Source organism: Bdellovibrio reynosensis, assembly GCF_022814725.1.
Classification (GTDB): domain Bacteria; phylum Bdellovibrionota; class Bdellovibrionia; order Bdellovibrionales; family Bdellovibrionaceae; genus Bdellovibrio; species Bdellovibrio reynosensis.
This window is the reverse complement of record NZ_CP093442.1, coordinates 219,273-238,861: the sequence shown is the minus strand read 5'-3', so window position 1 is coordinate 238,861 and position 19,589 is coordinate 219,273. Positions and strand designations below refer to the sequence as shown.

At 44.1% G+C, this 19,589-nt stretch carries 8 protein-coding genes; 2 read left to right on the top strand and 6 right to left on the bottom strand.

The features are described from left to right. Positions 1–41: 41 nt before the first annotated feature. On the bottom strand, positions 42–8,723 hold the full coding sequence (locus tag MNR06_RS01085) for a GH36-type glycosyl hydrolase domain-containing protein (RefSeq protein WP_243537987.1): 8,682 nt from the start codon (positions 8,721–8,723) through the stop codon (positions 42–44). 263 nt (positions 8,724–8,986) lie between these two features. On the opposite strand from MNR06_RS01085, the gene MNR06_RS01080 reads away from it, so the two are divergent. Both MNR06_RS01080 and MNR06_RS01075 read left to right on the top strand, forming a co-directional pair. Beyond that, positions 8,987–13,957: a tail fiber domain-containing protein gene (locus MNR06_RS01080; RefSeq protein ID WP_456237213.1), complete on the top strand. Its 4,971-nt coding sequence runs from the start codon at positions 8,987–8,989 to the stop codon at positions 13,955–13,957. A 111-nt stretch (positions 13,958–14,068) separates the two neighbouring features. Continuing rightward, positions 14,069–15,859 carry a hypothetical protein gene (locus MNR06_RS01075; protein WP_243537985.1) on the top strand — a complete coding sequence of 597 codons (1,791 nt, stop codon included), beginning with the start codon at positions 14,069–14,071 and terminating at the stop codon, positions 15,857–15,859. A 56-nt stretch (positions 15,860–15,915) separates the two neighbouring features. Here the strand turns inward: MNR06_RS01075 and MNR06_RS01070 are convergent, their stop codons facing one another. From MNR06_RS01070 to MNR06_RS01050, 5 genes are all read right to left on the bottom strand, one after another. After that, positions 15,916–16,635: a hypothetical protein gene (locus tag MNR06_RS01070; protein ID WP_243537984.1), complete on the bottom strand. Its 720-nt coding sequence runs from the start codon at positions 16,633–16,635 to the stop codon at positions 15,916–15,918. A 127-nt stretch (positions 16,636–16,762) separates the two neighbouring features. Further along, positions 16,763–17,413 (bottom strand): transglycosylase SLT domain-containing protein, encoded by a 651-nt coding sequence (locus MNR06_RS01065; RefSeq protein WP_243537983.1) that lies wholly within the window; start codon positions 17,411–17,413, stop codon positions 16,763–16,765. A 5-nt stretch (positions 17,414–17,418) separates the two neighbouring features. Beyond that, on the bottom strand, positions 17,419–18,117 hold the full coding sequence (locus MNR06_RS01060; protein ID WP_243537982.1) for a hypothetical protein: 699 nt from the start codon (positions 18,115–18,117) through the stop codon (positions 17,419–17,421). Positions 18,118–18,281: 164 nt separating this feature from the next. Beyond that, positions 18,282–19,004: a hypothetical protein gene (locus MNR06_RS01055; protein ID WP_243537981.1), complete on the bottom strand. Its 723-nt coding sequence runs from the start codon at positions 19,002–19,004 to the stop codon at positions 18,282–18,284. Positions 19,005–19,138: 134 nt separating this feature from the next. Next, on the bottom strand, positions 19,139–19,549 hold the full coding sequence (locus MNR06_RS01050; protein WP_243537980.1) for a bacteriohemerythrin: 411 nt from the start codon (positions 19,547–19,549) through the stop codon (positions 19,139–19,141). Positions 19,550–19,589 lie beyond the last annotated feature (40 nt).

Sequence of the window (19,589 nt, the reverse complement as noted above, 5' to 3'; positions counted from 1 at the left end):
AGGGTTTTTTCGACATCCTGGCTGCAAAGTTCTTAGATCCCTTAAGACTTAAGACCTAGGTCAGAGTCTGAGGAACCCCGGTTTTTCGAAACAACCCATTTCACTTGAATATGTTGATCTTGCCCGTCATCGACAAGTTTGTGTCTAAAGACCTCGTCTTTTACTTCCTGCGGGTTTTCTATAGTAAATACATACAGCGATTTTCCATGCTGCAAAGTGATCTTATAGTCTTTCCAAGCTGCCGGTATGCACGGGGAAATGATGACTTCATCATGGACCAGTTTAAAACCTAAAATGTATTCAAGACCCGCGCGATAAAGCCAGCCTGCAGCTCCCGTATACCAGCTCCACCCACCCCTTCCGGCAAAGGGAACTTGCGAATACACATCGCCGGCTACAACATAGGGTTCGATTTTATATTTATGAACCTGTTGTAAATCCCTAGTGCGAGACAAAGGATTAATTAAATTAAACAATTCAAAAGCGCGTTCTCGATTTTTTAAAAGGGCATGGGCGATAATCACCCAACTTGCAGCATGGGTGTACTGCCCGCCGTTTTCACGAACTCCCGGCAGGTAACCTTTGATATATCCTGGATCTTTGGGCGTTTGATCAAATGGAGGCGTGAATAAAAGTATGATTCCATCGTCTGGTTTTACAAGAATTTTATCAAGACTTTGCATGGCTGTCTTTGCACGTTCTTTATCCCCTGCCCCGCTGATAACTGCCCAAGTTTGTGATAACGAATCGATCTTACATTCATCACTTTCTGCGGATCCTAAGGGTGTTCCATCGTCATAGTAAGCGCGACGATACCACTGTCCATCCCAGCTTGTAGATTCAATCGCTGAGCGCAAATGTGCGGCGTGTTCTTTCCATTTTTCAGCTCTTTCAAATTCGCCTTTTTTCGCAGCAATGATGGCGAAGTTTTGTAAGTTTTGAATTAAAAACCACGCTAACCAAACACTTTCGCCTTTTCCTTCTTTACCGACGCGATTCATCCCGTCGTTCCAGTCCCCGCATCCCATAAGTGGCAGGCCGTGGGTTCCCACACGCAAACTGTGATCTAATGCCCGCGCGCAGTGTTCATAAAGGGAGGCCATTTCTAGCGACACCTTCGGTGTGTAATAAGAGTCTTCTTGATCGGGACGAAGAAGAGGACCTTCTAAAAAGGGTGCAGTTTCATTTAAAACTTCATAATCATTCGTGACCATTAAATACTGATAGGTGACGTAAGGAAGCCATAAAAGATCATCAGAAAAATGGGTTCTTACGCCTCGTCCACTGGGTGGATGCCACCAGTGCTGCACATCGCCTTCGACAAATTGACGACTGGCGGCTCTTAGTAAATGTTCGCGGGCCATGCGTGGCAGGATAGGAATTACGGCCATCATGTCTTGCAATTGGTCCCGAAAGCCAAATGCACCCCCAGCTTGATAAAACGCCGACCGCGCCCAAATACGACAACTGATGGTTTGATACTGAAGCCATTGATTCAACATTAAATTGAATGATGTCTCTGGTGTCTGCACTTGGATCTTTTTCAAAGCGCCATCCCAAAATTCGGTGACAGCATTTAATGAGGTTCCCTTTTGTTCTGCGAAAAGCTGTTGCACAAGGGTGCGCACATGATCGGGACTGTCAGCTTGTCCTAGAATAAATGAAATTGTTTTTGATTCATTCGGCTGCAAATGAATATCTAATTGCATCGCCGCGCACGGATCATAACCGCCACCTGAAGAGTTTGACAGACGATCTTGTTCTACGACCCCTGCAGGATTTGCAAGACTGCGGTTCCGACCAATAAATTCACGACGATCACAAGTATAACTATGCGGTTTCATCAGAAACCCTGTGAAGGCAATAAGATGTCCAAACTCTGGATTTCTGCGATTATAACAAAGTACCATTCCAGTTTGATCATCAAATTCCGTCACCGTGGTGGGTGCCATCACGGATCTAGAAAATCCTAAAACCCACTCTACATAAGAATACAGCGACAGATTTCTTGGCGTGTTGGATTTATTTTCAATCGTGATTTCAGATATTTTTATCGGGCGATCCATGGTTACAAATTGAGTCAGCTTTGATGAAATCCCATGGGATAAATGTTCAAAACTTGTATAACCTGCCCCATGATGAACAATGTAGCTAGCTGCCGGTACGCGAATGGGATGCGTGGTCGGTGACCAAATACAGTGAGAATCCTTATCATAAATATAAAAAACTTCGCCGCTAGGATCACTGACGGGATCATTAAACCAAGGCGTTAACTGATTTTCGCGACTGTTCTGGGACCAAGTATAACCCGCTCCACTTTCTGAAACTTGAAAACCAAAAAAACCGTTCGAGATAACATTGATCCATGGCGCCGGTGTTACGACCTTAGGATCATTTAAGACAATCACATATTCTTTACCGTCTTTTGAAAATCCTCCGACACCGTTAAACAAATCCAGTTCAGGAGTCGGCAGTGCAGGCGCTGCTTCGTGCTTTTTAACTTTTTTCGCTTTTTCTCGCACTTGAGTTGGAAGAGATCTTTCTAGTTGTTCTGAAAGACTTCCGTGCCTTGGATTTAATACGATGCGAGATTCAGAAAGAATCTGCAGGTATTCTTCAGCACTTAAAGCGTCTTTTCGTAAGGTGAATACGCCACCCCTTGACACTTCGGCGCCTGATAGTAACCGAATCATTCCTGCGTGGGCTACGGATTGCAGGGCATTTTGCACTTCTTGGGCATAGGAACTAGCTTGTGAATTAATAACCACCACATCGACACGAAAACCTTTGTTGGCGAAAAACTCTTGGGCTTTTAGGACGTGTCGGACTAGGCCCATTTCTGTGATGTCTTCTATGATCACCCCAATAATGGGATGGTCTCCGGAAATGCCGTGGGCCCACAACCCCGTTAAATCCCGTTTATTTGATTTCAAAATTGCTTTAGAGGGGCGCAAACTTGAATCAGAAAAAAGCAAACGTGCCGCCAGCCTTTGAAATAGATGGGCTTCGTCAGGTTCGATATTAAGATAATGCAGCTTAATCTGCGCTTGGGTCCAAGCCAAATTTGAAATGCGCTCTAGGTTTGATTCATCATACAAATTTTCAGTTTGGGTTAAAAGTTCCTCTTTAGAATCCGCAACAAGACTTGAAAAACTTAAACGCGATTGCACGCCGGCAGGAATGATCAATTTTGTTCTTAAACTTAAAATCGGATCAAGCACAGATCCGGTATTTCCTTCTAGCTTTTCATTTTCAAAAAGGGCTTTCGCCGATTTTATCGTCTTTCCCCGTCCTAGGAACGCAGCTCGGTTTGTTTCATATTCCACATCACCACTAGCAAAACCATCACGAACCAAAGTGTGGGCCATCCACAAAGTTTTTTCTTCCGAAGAACGCGCCCGTCGGGAAGCCACTAACGCGGATAAATCTTTTTTAAACTCTGTTTGAATGAACAGATTCGAAAAGCTCGGATGGGCCTGGTCGGCTCCTTGGGAATTTAAAACGACTTCTAAATAGGAAGTCACTTCTAACTCCATATCTTCTTCCGTTTTATTAATAATTCTTAGGCGACGAATTTCTGCCTGATTTTCTGGGGAAACAAATACTTCTAAATCCGTTAAAACATCATCGGCATTTCTAACGAAAGTGACACGGTCTTCGGCAAATATCACATTCTGCAATTCAGGCTCTGAGGTCAGTGGTTGAAACGTCACTGAAAAAACTTCGCCGGTTTTTAAGTTTTTAACAAAAATGTACTGGCCCCAATGATCTTGAGTAACATCCTCGCGCCAGCGGGTCAGGGCCTTGCCTTTGTAATGACTGTATCCAGAACCCGACATCGTCAGCATGACTGAATAATCGCCATTTGAAAGCATCTGAATTGGCGGTGTTGCGCGATGAAAGCGATGATATCGGCGTGATATGTGTTCCACCTCTTCACGCACCACAAAGCCTTTATGTTTGCGGACCGGCACCGGTAACGCCCCTTTGGTGCGTGGCAAACGTTCTTGTAACAACAATTCCGTGGCCTGCACCAACGGTTCAGCGTGGAACCGACGTAACATCACACCCTGATGAAAAAGGTTCGCGAGCGCAACAAGCGACATGCCTTGATGATGGGCCATGTAAGTATGAACGACAGCATGGGTTTGTTTGTCCCTAAGCCGAGCTTGGGTAAAATCAACAGCCTCATAAAAACCATAGTTACCTTCAGCGCCTATAGTTCGCAGACGTTGTAAGTTTCTTGCAGCATCCACGGGTTTATACATGGAAGCCATCAGTGTCGCGTAAGGAGCAATCACAAGGTCGTTTTCTACACCCCGCTTTAAAGCTAAATCAGGCACCCCAAAATTTGAGTATTGATAAGTTAAATGCTGATCGCGACGGTTATAGGCGGATTCTGAAATTCCCCAAGGCACATTCTTAGTTTCGCCATATTCAATTTGCTTATGAACCGACAGCTCGCACGTACTTTTGATCATGCTGCCTTCGGGGGTTTTTAATACCAGGGAGGGCATCAAATATTCAAACATAGATCCAGACCACGACACCAGAGTTCCCTTGCCATCAACTCGCACAAGGGATCTGCCTAAACTAAACCAGTGGGAGACTGGCACGTCGCCTTTAGCGATGGCAATAAAACTTAGAAGCCTTGCTTCTGAAGCCATCAAGTCGTAATAGCTTGGATCCAGGACATTTTCAGCAACACGCATCCCGATAGAAAAAAGTTTGCGGGAAGGATCATACAGCATTTCAAAATTCATTTGTGCAAACAGTTCTTGAGTCAAATTCTTGGCGTTCGTCAACTTCTGATGCGTGACCTGGGAATGGGTCATAGCCTCTTCTAGAAGATCAATAAGCTCATTTAAAAAAATACCGTTAGGACTCTTATCCTGAACTTTAAACATTTTCACGAAAAGCTGAACTTCGCTTATCAGCATTTGACAGTAAGCTGGCAACTTCTCTAAGACAATGGGCTCTAGGATCAATGCTTGGATATGACTCCATCTAAATCCTGCATCTTGATTGATCGCTTCTGGCAACGGCTTATGCGAAAAAGCGGTCCAAGCTAAAAAGACTTTAAAGTCGATAGCCGCATTTAGGATTTCTTCATGAAAAACCAACGCCCAAGAAAGGATTACTTTACTTTGATGATCGTTGTTTTTTTCAAAGTGCTTATGGATTTCCTCATACAAAGAGGTGGAAGATTTTTGCAGTACTTCCCAGGCGACGAAAGATTCCGGGCCCTTTTCAGGAGCACCTTTTAGAAACTTTTGAATTTCGTTAATCTGATACTGCCAAGGAATATTTTGTTTTGCGAACTTTTCCTGCAACAGGTTGGTAAGTAAAATTAAAGTGTCACTCGCTCCAGTGCGAAAGCGAGTGAAGTGGACATTCTCTTTCTGCATTTCTTCAATGGCTTGTGAAACAACTATCAGGTGTCCCGCCAGATTGCCGTTATCCACCGAAGAAATATACCGAGGATCTAAAGGTCTAGCAGTTGTCGTCTCATACCAATTAAAAAAATGTCCTTCATACTTTGGTAAAACCATCATGCTTGAAAGGGTATTATTAAGCCTGTCGGCGGCTTCACGCAGCCCAATCCAACCAAAATCCCGAGCAGAAATGACCGAAAGCAGATACATTCCAAAGTTTGTCGGCGAACTGCGGTGAGCAATCACCGGATGGGGATCTTCTTGAAAGTTATCCGGCGGTAAAAAATTATCTTCCGCCTTCACAAAGGTCGCAAAAAAGTGCCAGATCTTTCTTGCCGTAAGTTTTAAAATTAAACTTTCTTCGTGATGAAGTGGTTCTTCGATGGTTGAAGCTATAGGACTGCTGACCCAAAGTGCGACATGGGCTTGAATGCCCCAGGCAAAAAGAATGAAAAAAGCTAGGATCGGTAAATCAACCCCACTTAAAACCCAAACTACAAGAGCGATGCCGGTAAATACCAAGCCCCCTTTGAGGCCCTTGTAAAACTGGGAAAGGTTCAGTTGTGTCGTGTCGCGAACATGGGCCGCAGTCGTCCATTGCAACATGTTCTTTTTAGAAATCATCATCCGATAAAGACTTTTTAAAATCGCTTCACTAGAAATATACGCGTAAAAAGGTAGAATTAAAAAATCCAACGCCAACCTTTTGGCATTTAAAACCGTGTCTTCCCAGAAGAGATGCAGCCGGTCTGACAGGCTTAAATTAGGCTGCTCGGTTAAAAGATCTGATAAAAGAGAGATAATGTAGTGTCCACTTAAACATAAAACTCCCCAGAAAAAGAAAATCAATGATTCCTTAAGAGGACGTGTTAGTGCCAATACGAAAAGAGAAAAAACGGCAACGGGAACCAGGGATCTGCGAAGGTTTTCGATCATTTTCCAGCGACCGACGAATGAAATGGCTCTTCCTCCTCGACCTACAATCCAGGGTAACAACTGCCAGTCCCCTCTTGTCCAACGCTCGGTTCTGGTCGTAGCCACTAACAAATTCGACGGAAAATTTTCAAAAAGCTCGACGTCGCTTAAAAATCCGCAGCGTGCAAAATTACCTTCAAATAAATCATGACTTAAAAGGGAATTTTCAGGAACGCGATCGGCCAGGGCCTGTTCAAAAATTTTTAGATCATAAATGCCTTTCCCCGCAAAGGACCCTTCTTCGAATAAATCCTGGTATACATCCGAAACTGCCGACGAGTATGGATCAACCCCCGAATTACCCGCAGTCAGTTTTTGAAATGGGGTGCTTTCTTCTGCCGTAGGTAATGTCGGTGTCACCCGAGGCTGCAATATTCCATACCCTTCGATCACTCTTCCGACCTCGGGATCGTAAACAGCCCGATTTAAGGGATGCGCCATCGTGCCCACAAGTTGCGACAATGTATTTCTTGGGATTTTTGTATCCGAATCCAAAGTTAAAACATATTGAACATCCGTCGGAAGATTTAATTTATCTTGATTTAAGTAAGAGGTTCCTTTACCGCCCAAAAGCAGACGGTTAAACTCTTCAAGCTTCCCACGCTTACGTTCCCACCCCATCCATTTTTGTTCTTGGGGATTATACAACCTTCTTCGGTGAAGAAGGTAAAACCTTGGTTTCCCCTCGGGCACAGCCGGGTATTTTTCATTCAGCGCATTCATTTCACTTTGCGCTAAATCTAAAAGTTCATGGTCAGCCACAGTGGTTTCAGTTTTCGCATCAGCCCAGTCTGTCAATAATGCATAATAAACAAATCCCTCTGTATTAGAAAGATAATGAATTTCCAGATCCTTCACCTGCTGACGAATATTCTTTTTGCTTGTAAGCATTGTCGGAACGACAACGAAGGTCTTATAAGATTCGGGGATTCCTTTTTCTAGTGAATACCTCGGAAAATGACGAGGTCCGATAAGAAGGGTTGTGATTCGGTTCGACAGTGCAAGGACAAGCTCTGAAGAAGCAAAATAAAAAACAACGAAGTAAATAAATCCTAAGACAGGATTTAGATCCCCTGAATATAAACTTAGCAATCCCAAACTGATGACGATAGCTAAAGCGATATTCCCAAACCAATATAAAACCGGCGAAGTTTTTTTATAAACTCGCACGAACTGTTCTGAAGCAGGTCTGCTATATTTAATTTCTTTTTCAAAAGCAAAATGTCCTGCTCCCAATAAATGGTAACCAAGATCATAAAGCGCTTCATTTTCCATAGGGGATTGGGCTGATTGAGCGGCACGACTGACGGCTTTTTGTGCAACTTCAAGTTCACTCAGCGGTGATCTTAAAGCAAAGCGTTCAATCTTGTGGCGATATCGATCCCGGGTCGGAAAGTCCATGTTACCATAAAGAAAGTTTTGTCTTAAGATGCCATCGACCAAACTGACTTTTTCAAAAAACTCGGACCAGTTATATGCTGCTAAGAATCTTAAACTTAGAATAATATTTTGTACGGTGGCGTTTGCAGATGTCTGAACAGTGTGTTCTTCTTTAATCAACGTATCCGCATCCAGTTTCTTTTTTCCCAAATACTGATCTAACCAAATAAGAATTGGATCAACTCTAGAATCTTGATACCGAAGTCGTTGCAGAAGATTCACCACGAGACTTGTGCTTAATTCCTTTCCCTCTAAGGATTTTACGATAGAGTCCATGGCGCGAGGTGGCCTATCGCCAAGCCCAAGAATCTCGTCAGCCAGGGCATCGACTTCAGCACGGGCCTGCTGGCTAACGACGACAGTTTCCATAATTCGACGCAGATTTTCGACAAGCACAGCACTTAGGGTGATCGAAAATGCCCAAAGCTCTGCCATCTTAAGATTTTGGATTCCTTGAAAACTCTTTAGAAAGGTGAAAAGCAAATCAGGATCTAGACGGCTGTCCGTGTGCGCGACGTATTCATAGGCGACTTGATAAATTCTTGGCAGTCCTGCTAACTCCCCGTCGCGGACTACAGGAAGCTTTTGATAATATCGTGCCGGCAAATGTTCTTCGATATTCTTAATTTGTTCGCGCACGACGTGAAAATTATCTAAAAACCATTCACCAGCAGGGGGAATTGCTCTTTTTTGATCGACGTCAGTTAGCAGCACATCATAACAGTCAGAAAGAACCCTGCGATTGTCTTTAATTCGCGCAACAAAAGACCGTTGTCCTTTAGACTTTTCAGTAAAAATTCGAGTTTGGGCAAAGTTACGCGCAAACTCTTCGAGCCTTTGACCTGATAGGATTTCTGAGCGAATGGGCTGCATACCAAAAAAATACGAGCAGACATCACGTCAAACAAGCAACACTTTGTTAATCATGGGAAAGACATGAAGTTGAAATGTTGCTACACAATTTTAAGACTATGACGATGCCTAACCACAAAACTAATTCAGGACCTGGTGTCTCAGAGTGAGACATCCCGCAGGGACCAAGTGCTTTACAAACGAGCTTATGTACTGAATATTATTTCGCAAAAATAAAAATCATAAGTATTTATTAGTGTTGTTAAATTTCCGATAAGAATTGCATGAGCAAATGCACGTATTTTCTCTCAATAATAATATTGGCGTTTTCATTAACCACTCACGCATCGCCATCGTCACTGACGTACCAAGGGCGCATTGTTAAGTCGGACGGAACTCCGCTTGAATACAATAACGTGAGCTTCTTATTTGAAATCACAAATCCTTCTGGGAATTGCGTGATCTATCGCGAACAAAGAAACACTGTGAACATGATGAGCTCTGGTGGTGTGTTTGATGTTCCCATTGGAACGGGAACAAAACTTTTCCCGGCAAACCCCCTTTTTAGTTTGCTTGATGCTTTTAATAATTCTGCCAATCAAGATTGTGATGGCGGCGCGACCTACACCCCGGCTCAGGGTGATATCCGTTTGCTTAAAGTGCAATTTCACGATGGAAGCGGTTGGAAAGCAATTTCCCCTTCTAGCGAAATTCGCACCGTTCCCTATGCTGCATTTTCGTTATCATCACAAAAGTTAGGAACAAAGTCTGAATCAGATTTCGTTGCGAAATCCAATGTTCCAACCTGCGCTGCAGGAACTTTTTTAGCTTGGGATGGAACGGCTCTTTCGTGTAACGGTGTTGCAGGTGCCAGTGGTGGTACTGTGACAACGGTCACCTCTGCGAACTCTTATGTAACAATCATCAATAATACTTCGACACCGCAAGTGACTTTGAATGTTGGTACTTCAGCAAACACGGTGGCGGCCGGTAATGATGCGCGCTTCACTGATGCCCGCACCCCGACTGGTGCAGCTGGTGGAGATTTGGGTGGAACTTATCCCAACCCATCGGTTGTAAAGATTCAAGGCACTGACGTGACTTTGACGACTCCGGCCTCTGGTCAGTATTTAAAATTTAATGGCTCTGCCTTTGTAAACTCGGCAATTGCGATGGCAGATGTGACGGGCCTTTCTGCGAACCTGGCCACTTATCAAACAACCGCCGCGTTCAATGCCGCGGTTGGAAGTGCGAACTGCGCAGCCCACCAGACTGCTTACTGGAACTCTGTTTCGTCTTCTTTTCAGTGTCAAAGTATTAACGTATCTGTTGCTGGTGACGTCAGTGGTGCGATTGGTGCTGTCAGTGTTGATAAAATTAAAGGTGTTGCGGTAGATGGGACTGCGCCAACAAACGGACAAGTTTTAAAATTTGATGGAACGAAGTGGATGGCTGCCAACAATGTAGCCTCAGGCGATGGTTCAGCCTTAACGAATTTGAATCCTGCGAATTTATCTGCAGTTGTTCCAGTTAATAAAGGTGGCACTGGTCAGTCTTCATATACTGACGGTCAGATTTTAATTGGTAACTCTTCTGGTAATACATTGTCTAAGTCGACATTGACTGCGGGTACGGGTGTTTCAATCACGAATGGCAATGGTTCTATTACTATTGCTACGACAGGTGCTGCGCCCACAGGTGCTGCGGGTGGTGATTTAAGCAGTACTTATCCAAATCCAACTGTCGCGAAAATCCGAGGCGTTGCAGTCAATGCTACTGCGCCAACGAATGGACAAGTTCTTAAGTATAATGGAACTGACTGGGCCCCGGCTGCTGACACGGATACAAATTCTGGGGGTACTGTTACTAACGTGACGGCTTCGGCACCATTATCTGTGGCAACGGGCTCTACGACGCCAGCGATTTCAATTTCTCAAGCGACCACTTCAACAAATGGTTACTTGTCTTCGACGGATTGGAATACGTTCAATAATAAACAAGCTGCAGGCAACTACTTGTTGAATGCGGGCGGCACTCCTTCCGTGCAAACGGGCCTAGATGCAAGTAAACCTGCCTCCCCTACTGCGGGAGCTATTTATTTTGCGACAGATTCTAAAACTATTTATCAATACAACTCTGGCGCGTGGGTCGCTATTGCTTCCTCTGATGGATCCGGCGGTACGATCACGGGGGTCACTGCAGGTACGGGTTTAACTGGTGGCGGTACAACGGGTGCTGTGACCGTAAACGTGAACGTAGGTACGGGAAATAATCAAATTCTGCAACTGGATGGAACCGCAAAAATTCCGGCAGTGAATGGTTCTTTAATCACGAACTTAACACCAGCAAATTTAGCCAGTGCTGTCCCTGTAAATAAGGGCGGTACGGGTCAAACTTCCTTCCTTAACGGTGAACTTTTAATTGGTAATACCACCGGCAACACCTTAACTAAAGCCACTTTAACTGCTGGTACTGGTGTTTCAATCACCAACGGTACGGGTACAATCACGATTGCTACCACAGGCGCCGCACCAACCGGCACAGCCAGTGGTGATTTAAGCGGTTCTTACCCTGGTCCTACAGTCGCAAAACTGCAAGGTTATGCGGTTGATACTGCCGCCCCTGCTGCGAACAAAGTTTTAAAGTGGGATAGCGGCACCAGTAAATGGACCGCGAACTTTATTAAGCTCAGCGAGCTTACGAACAACATCGGCGGCAGTGCTTTTAACGTCGCTTCGTGTACAGCAGCGCAAACCATGAACTGGAGTTCAATCTCTGACAAATTTGAATGTCAGGCAATTTCAATTCCCAACACGGCAGTCACCGGTCTTGGCACTGCCTCTACGAAAGCGGCAGGCACTGGTGCCAACGAAGTTTTATTACTTGATGGCAGCGGCCGTTTGCCAGCAAGTGCCCTTCCATCAGCCATGGCGCAATGGCAGCTCAATGGCGCAAACACATATTATTCAGCGGGCAAAGTGGGCGTCGGCACTAGCACTCCGTATGGACAGCTTGATATATCCTACGGGGGATTATATGGGATGACCGTGGGAGCTGATGCCAATGCGACCACCCGTACTGATGCGACGATGAAATGGTTTAGATTTGCGGGCTACCAATATAACAACGCCAATTCGCCTTTTATGATTATCAACGCAGGTTCCACCAGCACGGACAATAACGTTTGGATCGGTGGTGGCGGTTCTTTGAATGCTGCAACAAATATTCGCCTATATACTGCTGCCAATCAGACAACAACCGGCGGCACTGAAAGAGTCACGCTGACTAATACCGCGATGGGTATTAATAATACCAGCCCCACTGAAACTTTAAACGTAAACCAAACGGATTCTTCTTCAGGTGTTGTCGTCACCAATACTTCGTCTACAGGCGTTCGCAGCCCTGGTTTTACAATTAAAAACTATTCTGGTTCAACATACGGTAAACCCACATTCATGATGCAAAGTGCGCGTGGCACGAGTGCTTCAGCAACGGCTCTTGCTGATGATGATATGCTTGGGCAAATTTTATTTAACGGACTTTATTCCGGTTCTAGTTACGCAACCGGGGCTATGATTTACGCAGAAGCCGCAGAAACTTGGTCAGGCTCGACAGCGGGAACCCATCTCATCTTTAATACGATTTCCTCTGGTGCAGTCACGAACACTGAGAGAATGCGTATTGATGGTCTTACGGGTCGCGTAGGTATCGGTGCTTCTCAAGTAAACTCCCTATTACAAGTGGGTCCGAATGGTTCCCAAGCAAATATTTATAGCACCTATGTCGGTTCTTATTACAACGCTGGCGGGCAAGGTCAGTACAACGGTAACTGGACAAGCTCCAACTACTGGGGACTGGGTCCTTTCAGTGGGACTGCTGACTCCACTTTAAGATTGGGTATCACTAGTGATCCGAAAGGAACATGGAATGCTACCCAAAATCTTAATTTAGTTGTTGGTGGAAAAATTGGAATTGGGACATCCGCAGTTCCAACGCAGAAACTTGAAATCGAAGATGGTAACATTTTAATTAATAACGAAGCTTCTGATGCCGCAGTTTACGCGACCGCATACACTTCTGCTGCTGCCACCCAAGGTGGTACTTTCGTGGGCTCGCGCGCACGTGGTACTCAAGCTGCGCCGACCTATGTTCTATCTGGTGATTTGATGGGTCAGTTTTTAGCAAAAGATGCAATCACAACAACGTCCTCACCAGGTATGGTGGTGTATGCGGGTGAAAATCACTCAGCCTCCGCGCTTGGTGATTACCTTACTTTTAGAACGACAGCAAATGGTGCCACGACTTCTGCAGAAAGAGTGCGTATCCAAGGGAATGGTTATGTCGGTATCGGTACAAATGCTCCTACGAATCTGTTAACACTTAAAGGTGCATCAACCGGTGCACAAGCTTTCAAAGTTCTTTCAAACGGCGGAGCCAATGAAAGGGCTTCGATGATGCTGGGTGATTGGGAAATGGGCCAAGACGTAACGATGACGGCTGCCAAAGACCTTTTCTTTTTTGATAGCGCTACGGGAAATGTTCGTATGACCATTGGTACAAATGGATGGATGTCGTTAAATAAAAACACGACGACTATCGCACCACTTGGTATTTACAACGCTACTGCTTCCTATATGGGCTACGAAGAAGGTGATACTGGTACAAAATTCTTTCACGGAGTTGATGGCAGCCACTTCTGGATTCGTCCCGGTCCGACGACGGCTTCACAAAATGCCTTCACGGTTTCTGCTGGCGGCTTAGTTGGAATTAACGGTGCCGTGAATGCAAGTTATAACTTTTTTGTGAACGGCTCTGCTGCAGGTACAAGCGCTTATGTGAATACATCGGATGCGCGTTTAAAAACAAACGTAAAACCCATCGAAGGGGCCCTTGATAAGATCTTAAAATTAAGAGGTGTCACATTCGATTGGAAACACGATGTGCGTCCTGAGTTATCATTCCCGCAAAAGAACGATATGGGTGTGATCGCTCAAGAAGTAGAAAAAGTATTCCCGCAAGCCGTAGAAACCGACAAAGAAGGCTATAAAGCCGTCGGTTACACTCGCCTTGTGGGACCATTAATAGAATCAACCAAAGAACTAGCGGGACTTTGCAAAATGAACCAATCCCAAATTGCAAAACTAGAATCCCTTGTCGCAAAACAAACGCGCGAGATCGCTTCATTGAAACAAGAAAACAAAGACCTCAAAGAAGCCATCTGCGAAATCAATCCAAAAGCCAAAATCTGTAAATAGCAAACCGGCACCGAAAAGGTGCCTGCTTCTTTTTGTATTTCACACAAAATTTCTTAACAAACTAGTATGTCATGCTTAGCTCCTTTTATTGTCATGATTCAAGGAGCAATCATGAAACATCTTTCTTCTGTTTTAATCGCAGCGCTGTCACTCACCGCATGGCCGACGTTAGGTGCTGAAAGATCTGAAGCCGATTTTAAACCCATGGGTCTGCAAGAAGCTTCGATTTATACGGGTCCTGATGAGCTTTACGAAGATCATGCCGAACATGTTGGAAGCAAATCGCCGCGCCTGCCTTTTGAATTTCCGCCGATAGAAACCAAAGCGGTGTGTGTGAATCCGAAAGTAGCGAATGATTGTTGCTACTACACTATTTACGACGGTCACTATGCAAAGAATGTAAATTACAAAGGTCCAAATCCTGTTTTTGGAAATGAAACAGATGCCCGTGCCTGGGCAAAAAATCAGATCGCGAAAATGCCGTTCTTTTTACCTTACAACGGAAATGAAGTCGGGCTTATTCAAGGTTGGCAATACAACAACGGCGGTGAACATTCGGGCCTCGATTCCTGGAAAAATTCTGTCGAAGCCGGTAAAGATGTGACCTTTGACGTCGTTGCGGTCGCACCAGGCCGAGTCGTCACCAAACTTTGGGACAACTGGTTTGGTAATACTGTGATCATAGAGCATACGGCAGCCAATGGTTCTAAGTATCGATCTATCTATATGCATCTGCGCGACGGATTTACTCACGATAAAAATGCTGCAAAAGCGATTGTTCCACCAGACCCCAATGCCAACGACAATTGGGCCAAGTATGCGCGCTTTGCAAAAAATAACTCTGATAAACTTTATTGGGGGCAAGAATCCCACATCATCGCAGTAAAAGTTGGTGACTGGGTTCATACTGGGACTTACATCGCGAAGGCTGGTAACACCGGCGCTGGTGGCGCAGGCAACGGTCTAAATAATGACGGCACGCCGATGAACACCACTCGTGCCAACAACCATCTTCATTTTATGATGGCGGTACCGAACCCGAAAACCGCTGGCGAATGGGTCTTCGTTGATACCTTTGGAGTTTATAATGAAGTGGATACAGGCTGCTATGACCTTATGAAGGATATTGAATATCCAAGATACTTTGCGCCCTACTATCCAAACTTCCACAACATCAGCTGGGACCTTTATAAGTTTTATTTCTATTACTACCCTAATATGGGATGGGGTCCGCAAACTTTAAGCGTTTATCACAGCCCCGGTTTAGTCAGAGCCGCCGGCGCCTTTCATCCCGCAGTGCAAGGCCAATGGGCCGTCAGAGGCTATTTAACTTCTGCAGAGTTTAACTCTTGGTTTAATACCTACCATGCTCAAGGTTTAAGACCGCGCGAACTGCAAGTACAAACCGGCTATGATGGTTACCCGCGGTTCACAGCCATTTGGCAAAAACGAGGCAATGAATCTTATTACACATGGATTAATATGAATGACGCTGACTTCAATGCAAAATGGAATGACCTAGTTTTACGTCAAGGGTATCGCGTCGAAGACTACGTGGGATATTCCATCGGAGCAAACCGCTATCATGCCGCGATCTTTGTAAAAGACGGGCAAGGCTTTTACCTATGGCATGGGATGACCCAAGCCGAATACCAAACGAAATTTAACGAGCTTTGGAATTTAGGCTGGAGAACCACCAGCTTTAACGCTTCCCCACTGCCGTGGGGTGAACGTTATGCCAGTGTCTGGATGAAAAAACCCGGCGCCTGGGTGACTTGGTTTAATTTAACGGGTGCGGGCTATCAGCAAAAGTACAACGAATTGTCAGGCCAAGGTTATCGAGTTTGGAAAATTCAAGGATATAGAAACGGAACAATGTTTGGAGCTATTTGGACAAAATAGTTTTAAACATAGAAAAGGCCATGGATCATCCCATGGCCTTTTCTTTTTTTTAATATCTATTTACAAAGATTTATCTTTTTAGTTGCAGTAACAATTTTAGAAATAGAACCACTTGTTGATCTAAGAACAGACCAGTATCTGGCTCCGCCTCTCCATTTGCCACTTACTTTACCGGCGATACGGCCATCGCGTTCTACCCAACGATCTAGAATTCTAATACCGCAAGATAGATTCTGATAAGGATCATGAATGTCTTTAGAAGATTTAAAATTGCAGCCATAAGCGTTTCCACTTTCGATGGAAATTTGCAGCAATCCCCGACTCATCACATTCGCTCCCGTGCTATCACTGAAATCTTCTTTATAAGAAGTGCCGGTTTTAAAATTACTTTCATAACGAACCATCTGCGAAATCAAGTACGTCCAAAACTCTTTTCTTTCTTTATAAGAAAGGTCTTTATACTTTGGACAGAACGTAGCGTAGTCTGCAGGAATCACATCCAGTAAGTCTTGACCTAAAGTTTCAAGTTGACGATCCACGTGGGCCGTCCACTCTTTCCCATCTTTATGAGCAGTTTCCCAAAGTGGTGTGACTTCACGCTTTTCACCAGAAGCGGGTGGCTTAGGAGCAGGCGTCGCTGAAGGAGGCTTTGGTGATGTAGCCGCTGGGGGCTTTTCTTCTTTTACCGGAGCTTTAGCCATCGCTAATGCTGCATGGGAATAACCGATAACAAGACTGACTGCGATGAATGAAGTAAGTAGTTTTGATTTATTCATACCTATTCATTCGGTCGATTTTGTGAGTGGCTTTATTGTTTAGAAAACTGTCTAAACTTTTGCAGGCGAGTTTAAATATAGTGGCTGTTGTTTATACAGTACGGGGCTAAATGCCCCTTGATCAATTCTAATTGGAGTTGGTATTACAGATCGAGATAGCTCTGGTGGCATTCACGATTTTTAAATACTTATCACTGCTGCTACGAAGAACAGACCAATAACGGGCACCGCCGCGCCACTGGCCGTCGATCTTACCCGCAATTCTTTTATCTCTAGAAAGCCAACGGTCTAAGATTCGAATTCCGCAACTCAAGTTTTTTTCAGGATCGTGCAATTCATTTTGAGTTTGAAAATTACATCCATAGGCATTCGCACTTTCAAACGAAAGCATCAAAAGTCCCCTGCTAACTATTTTATCGCCATTACTGTCAGTAAAAGATTCTGTATAGTACTCATCAGGATCGAAATTACTTTCATAACGAACCATCTGGGCCATCAAAAAAGTCCAAAATATTTTTTTATCACTTGTTGAAAGCGACTTGTATTTCGGGCAAAACGCCGGATAGTCCGCAGGCACGACTGATAAAAGATTTGTTCCAATCACACTTAATTGTTGATGAACGTGGGTTGTCCAATCATCCCCATCAGGATGTTGACTTTCCCACATGGGCTCTGTTGAAGTTGGCGGCACTGAAGCAAAAGTGTACTCGGCCTCTTCAGATACATTCTCGGTACAACCAATAAGCAAGCTCGTCACTAAAAGAATAAGTAATTTCATCTACTTTATTTCTGACAGATAGAAATGGATTTAGTGGCTTTAACAATCTTTTGGTAGGACCCACTGGAACTGCGAAGAACAGACCAATAACGGGCCCCGCCTCTCCACTGTCTTCCGGAATTTCCACCGATCCTGCCGTCTTTGCCGACCCAACGATTCAAAATTCGAACACCGCAAGCTAGATTCTGTTCTGGATCATGTACATCTTTAGATGTTCTAAATCCACATCCATAGGCGTTGCCACTTTCAATCGAAAGCTGCAAAAGTCCACGGCTGATCACTTTCTTCCCTTTGCTATCAGAAAATGATTCTGTATAGAACTTTTCAGGAGCAAATCCGCTTTCATAGCGAGTCATCTGGGAAAGAAGATAGGCCCAGAAATCTTTTCGTTCGTTGTAAGTCAGATTTTTATAATTAGGACACCAGGTCGCATAATCACTAGGAATAACATCTAAAAGATCTGTACCAATCACATCAAGTTGCCTCAGCACGTGCGAAGTCCACTGCTTACCATCTTGATGTTCACTTTCCCACAAAGGCGCCACAGAGCTTACATGCGACGAAGCTGAGTCCATTGCAGATGTTTGGGAACCTAGGTCGGTAGAGCTATCAGCACAACCAATAAAGGCAGCGGCCGTCAGTAAAAGAAGTTGAGATTTAAGGGCAAATTTAACGAGGTTTGATTTTCCTTTTATTTTTTGCATGACCTATTCTTAACGATCAGGCCCAAGTTTCGCACCCATCAGAGGTCCAAAAGGTTTCAAAAAACGCAGGATTTTAGAGGAAGGTACAGGAAAATAAGAGGACCTCTTGAATGAAGAGGTCCTGAAATATTTGATCAAAACTTTTATTAGAATTCTCGGTAAGACTATTCAGCGGGTGTTGGTAACGACTTTTTGAACATTTCTTGAAATTCTTTAGCGGTTAAAAAGACTGGAGCACTTACCGAACGCACTGTTAAAGCTCCGTCGGCGGCGCTCAGATTACGTACAAAGATATTTAAAGAAGAAGAATTATTCATGACCTTAGGTTTTTTAGGTCCCTGTAGAAGGATCTTATTTTCACCGACAAGCTCTAATGTTTGAATAAAAAGAGTGGGAATACTAGTGAATGCATATTCAGCATTTTTTGTAATCACCCATTCAACATCACTTAAAATAAGCTTGTTCGCCCAAATCTCTAAATCATCGCCGTTAAATGCAATCTTCCCACAAAGTTTCAAAACATCGACTTTAATTTTTTTAGGAAGTTCAACAACTTCATCACTGTTGTTACAATTAAGCTCTTGCACTTCGGTCGCATCCACCTTGCCATAAGGTTGTGGAAGTGATTTATCATACTTCACATGATCGCTAAGAAAATCGACGGAACCTTTATCTGTATAGGCAAATTCAAACTTTAAGTGCTTTTGGATTTCTTCCTGGCTTAAGTTTTCACCTTGAAGAAGGTTGAAATGAACATAACCATGATTATCAAAACGCATTTTGTGTTTATTCAACGCCTTCACGTCAACGTCCCCACGCTCTGGCGGTGCACAGGCAATAAGAAGAATAAACGACAAAAAGATTAGGATTCGAAGAACGTACAACATTTAGGACCTCACTTGTTGTGGGTCCTAGTTGCAACCGACGGGCCAGCCGTTTATTACGGATTTTGATCCTCTAATACAATTAAATGCATTCCTAGAGACACATAGGTCTTAATAAGAATCCTAGTTCTAAGATTCTATCCCGCTTTCTTAGCCGCGATAACGCCATATTTAAGATCAATCCCCATAATATGGGCTGTCAGCCACGTCTTTAAGAATTGAAAAAACGCGGGTCCTAGCTGTCCGGTTTTTTCAAATTCTGCTTGGTGCCCTTTTAAACGCTCCACTAAATCCTTATGAATTGTCTTATGAGTTTTTGCTTGGGAATAATCTAAAGTATCAAAAAATTTTTCTTCGTGTTCAAAATGAGTCACGGTCCACATCGCAAGTTCCTTAATGATTGCCGACAGCTCTGCCTTTGGGGCTTTGGCAGCATTTCGGTCGTAAAGCTTATTCATGATGTCGATAAGCTTCTTATGTTCGTTATCCATTGCATCGACATGAGTCGTGAGTTTTTCTTGATCCCACTTAAAAAATGATTCAGCCACTAGCACCTCTCTTTTTATGATACTAGTAGGATCGGAAGCC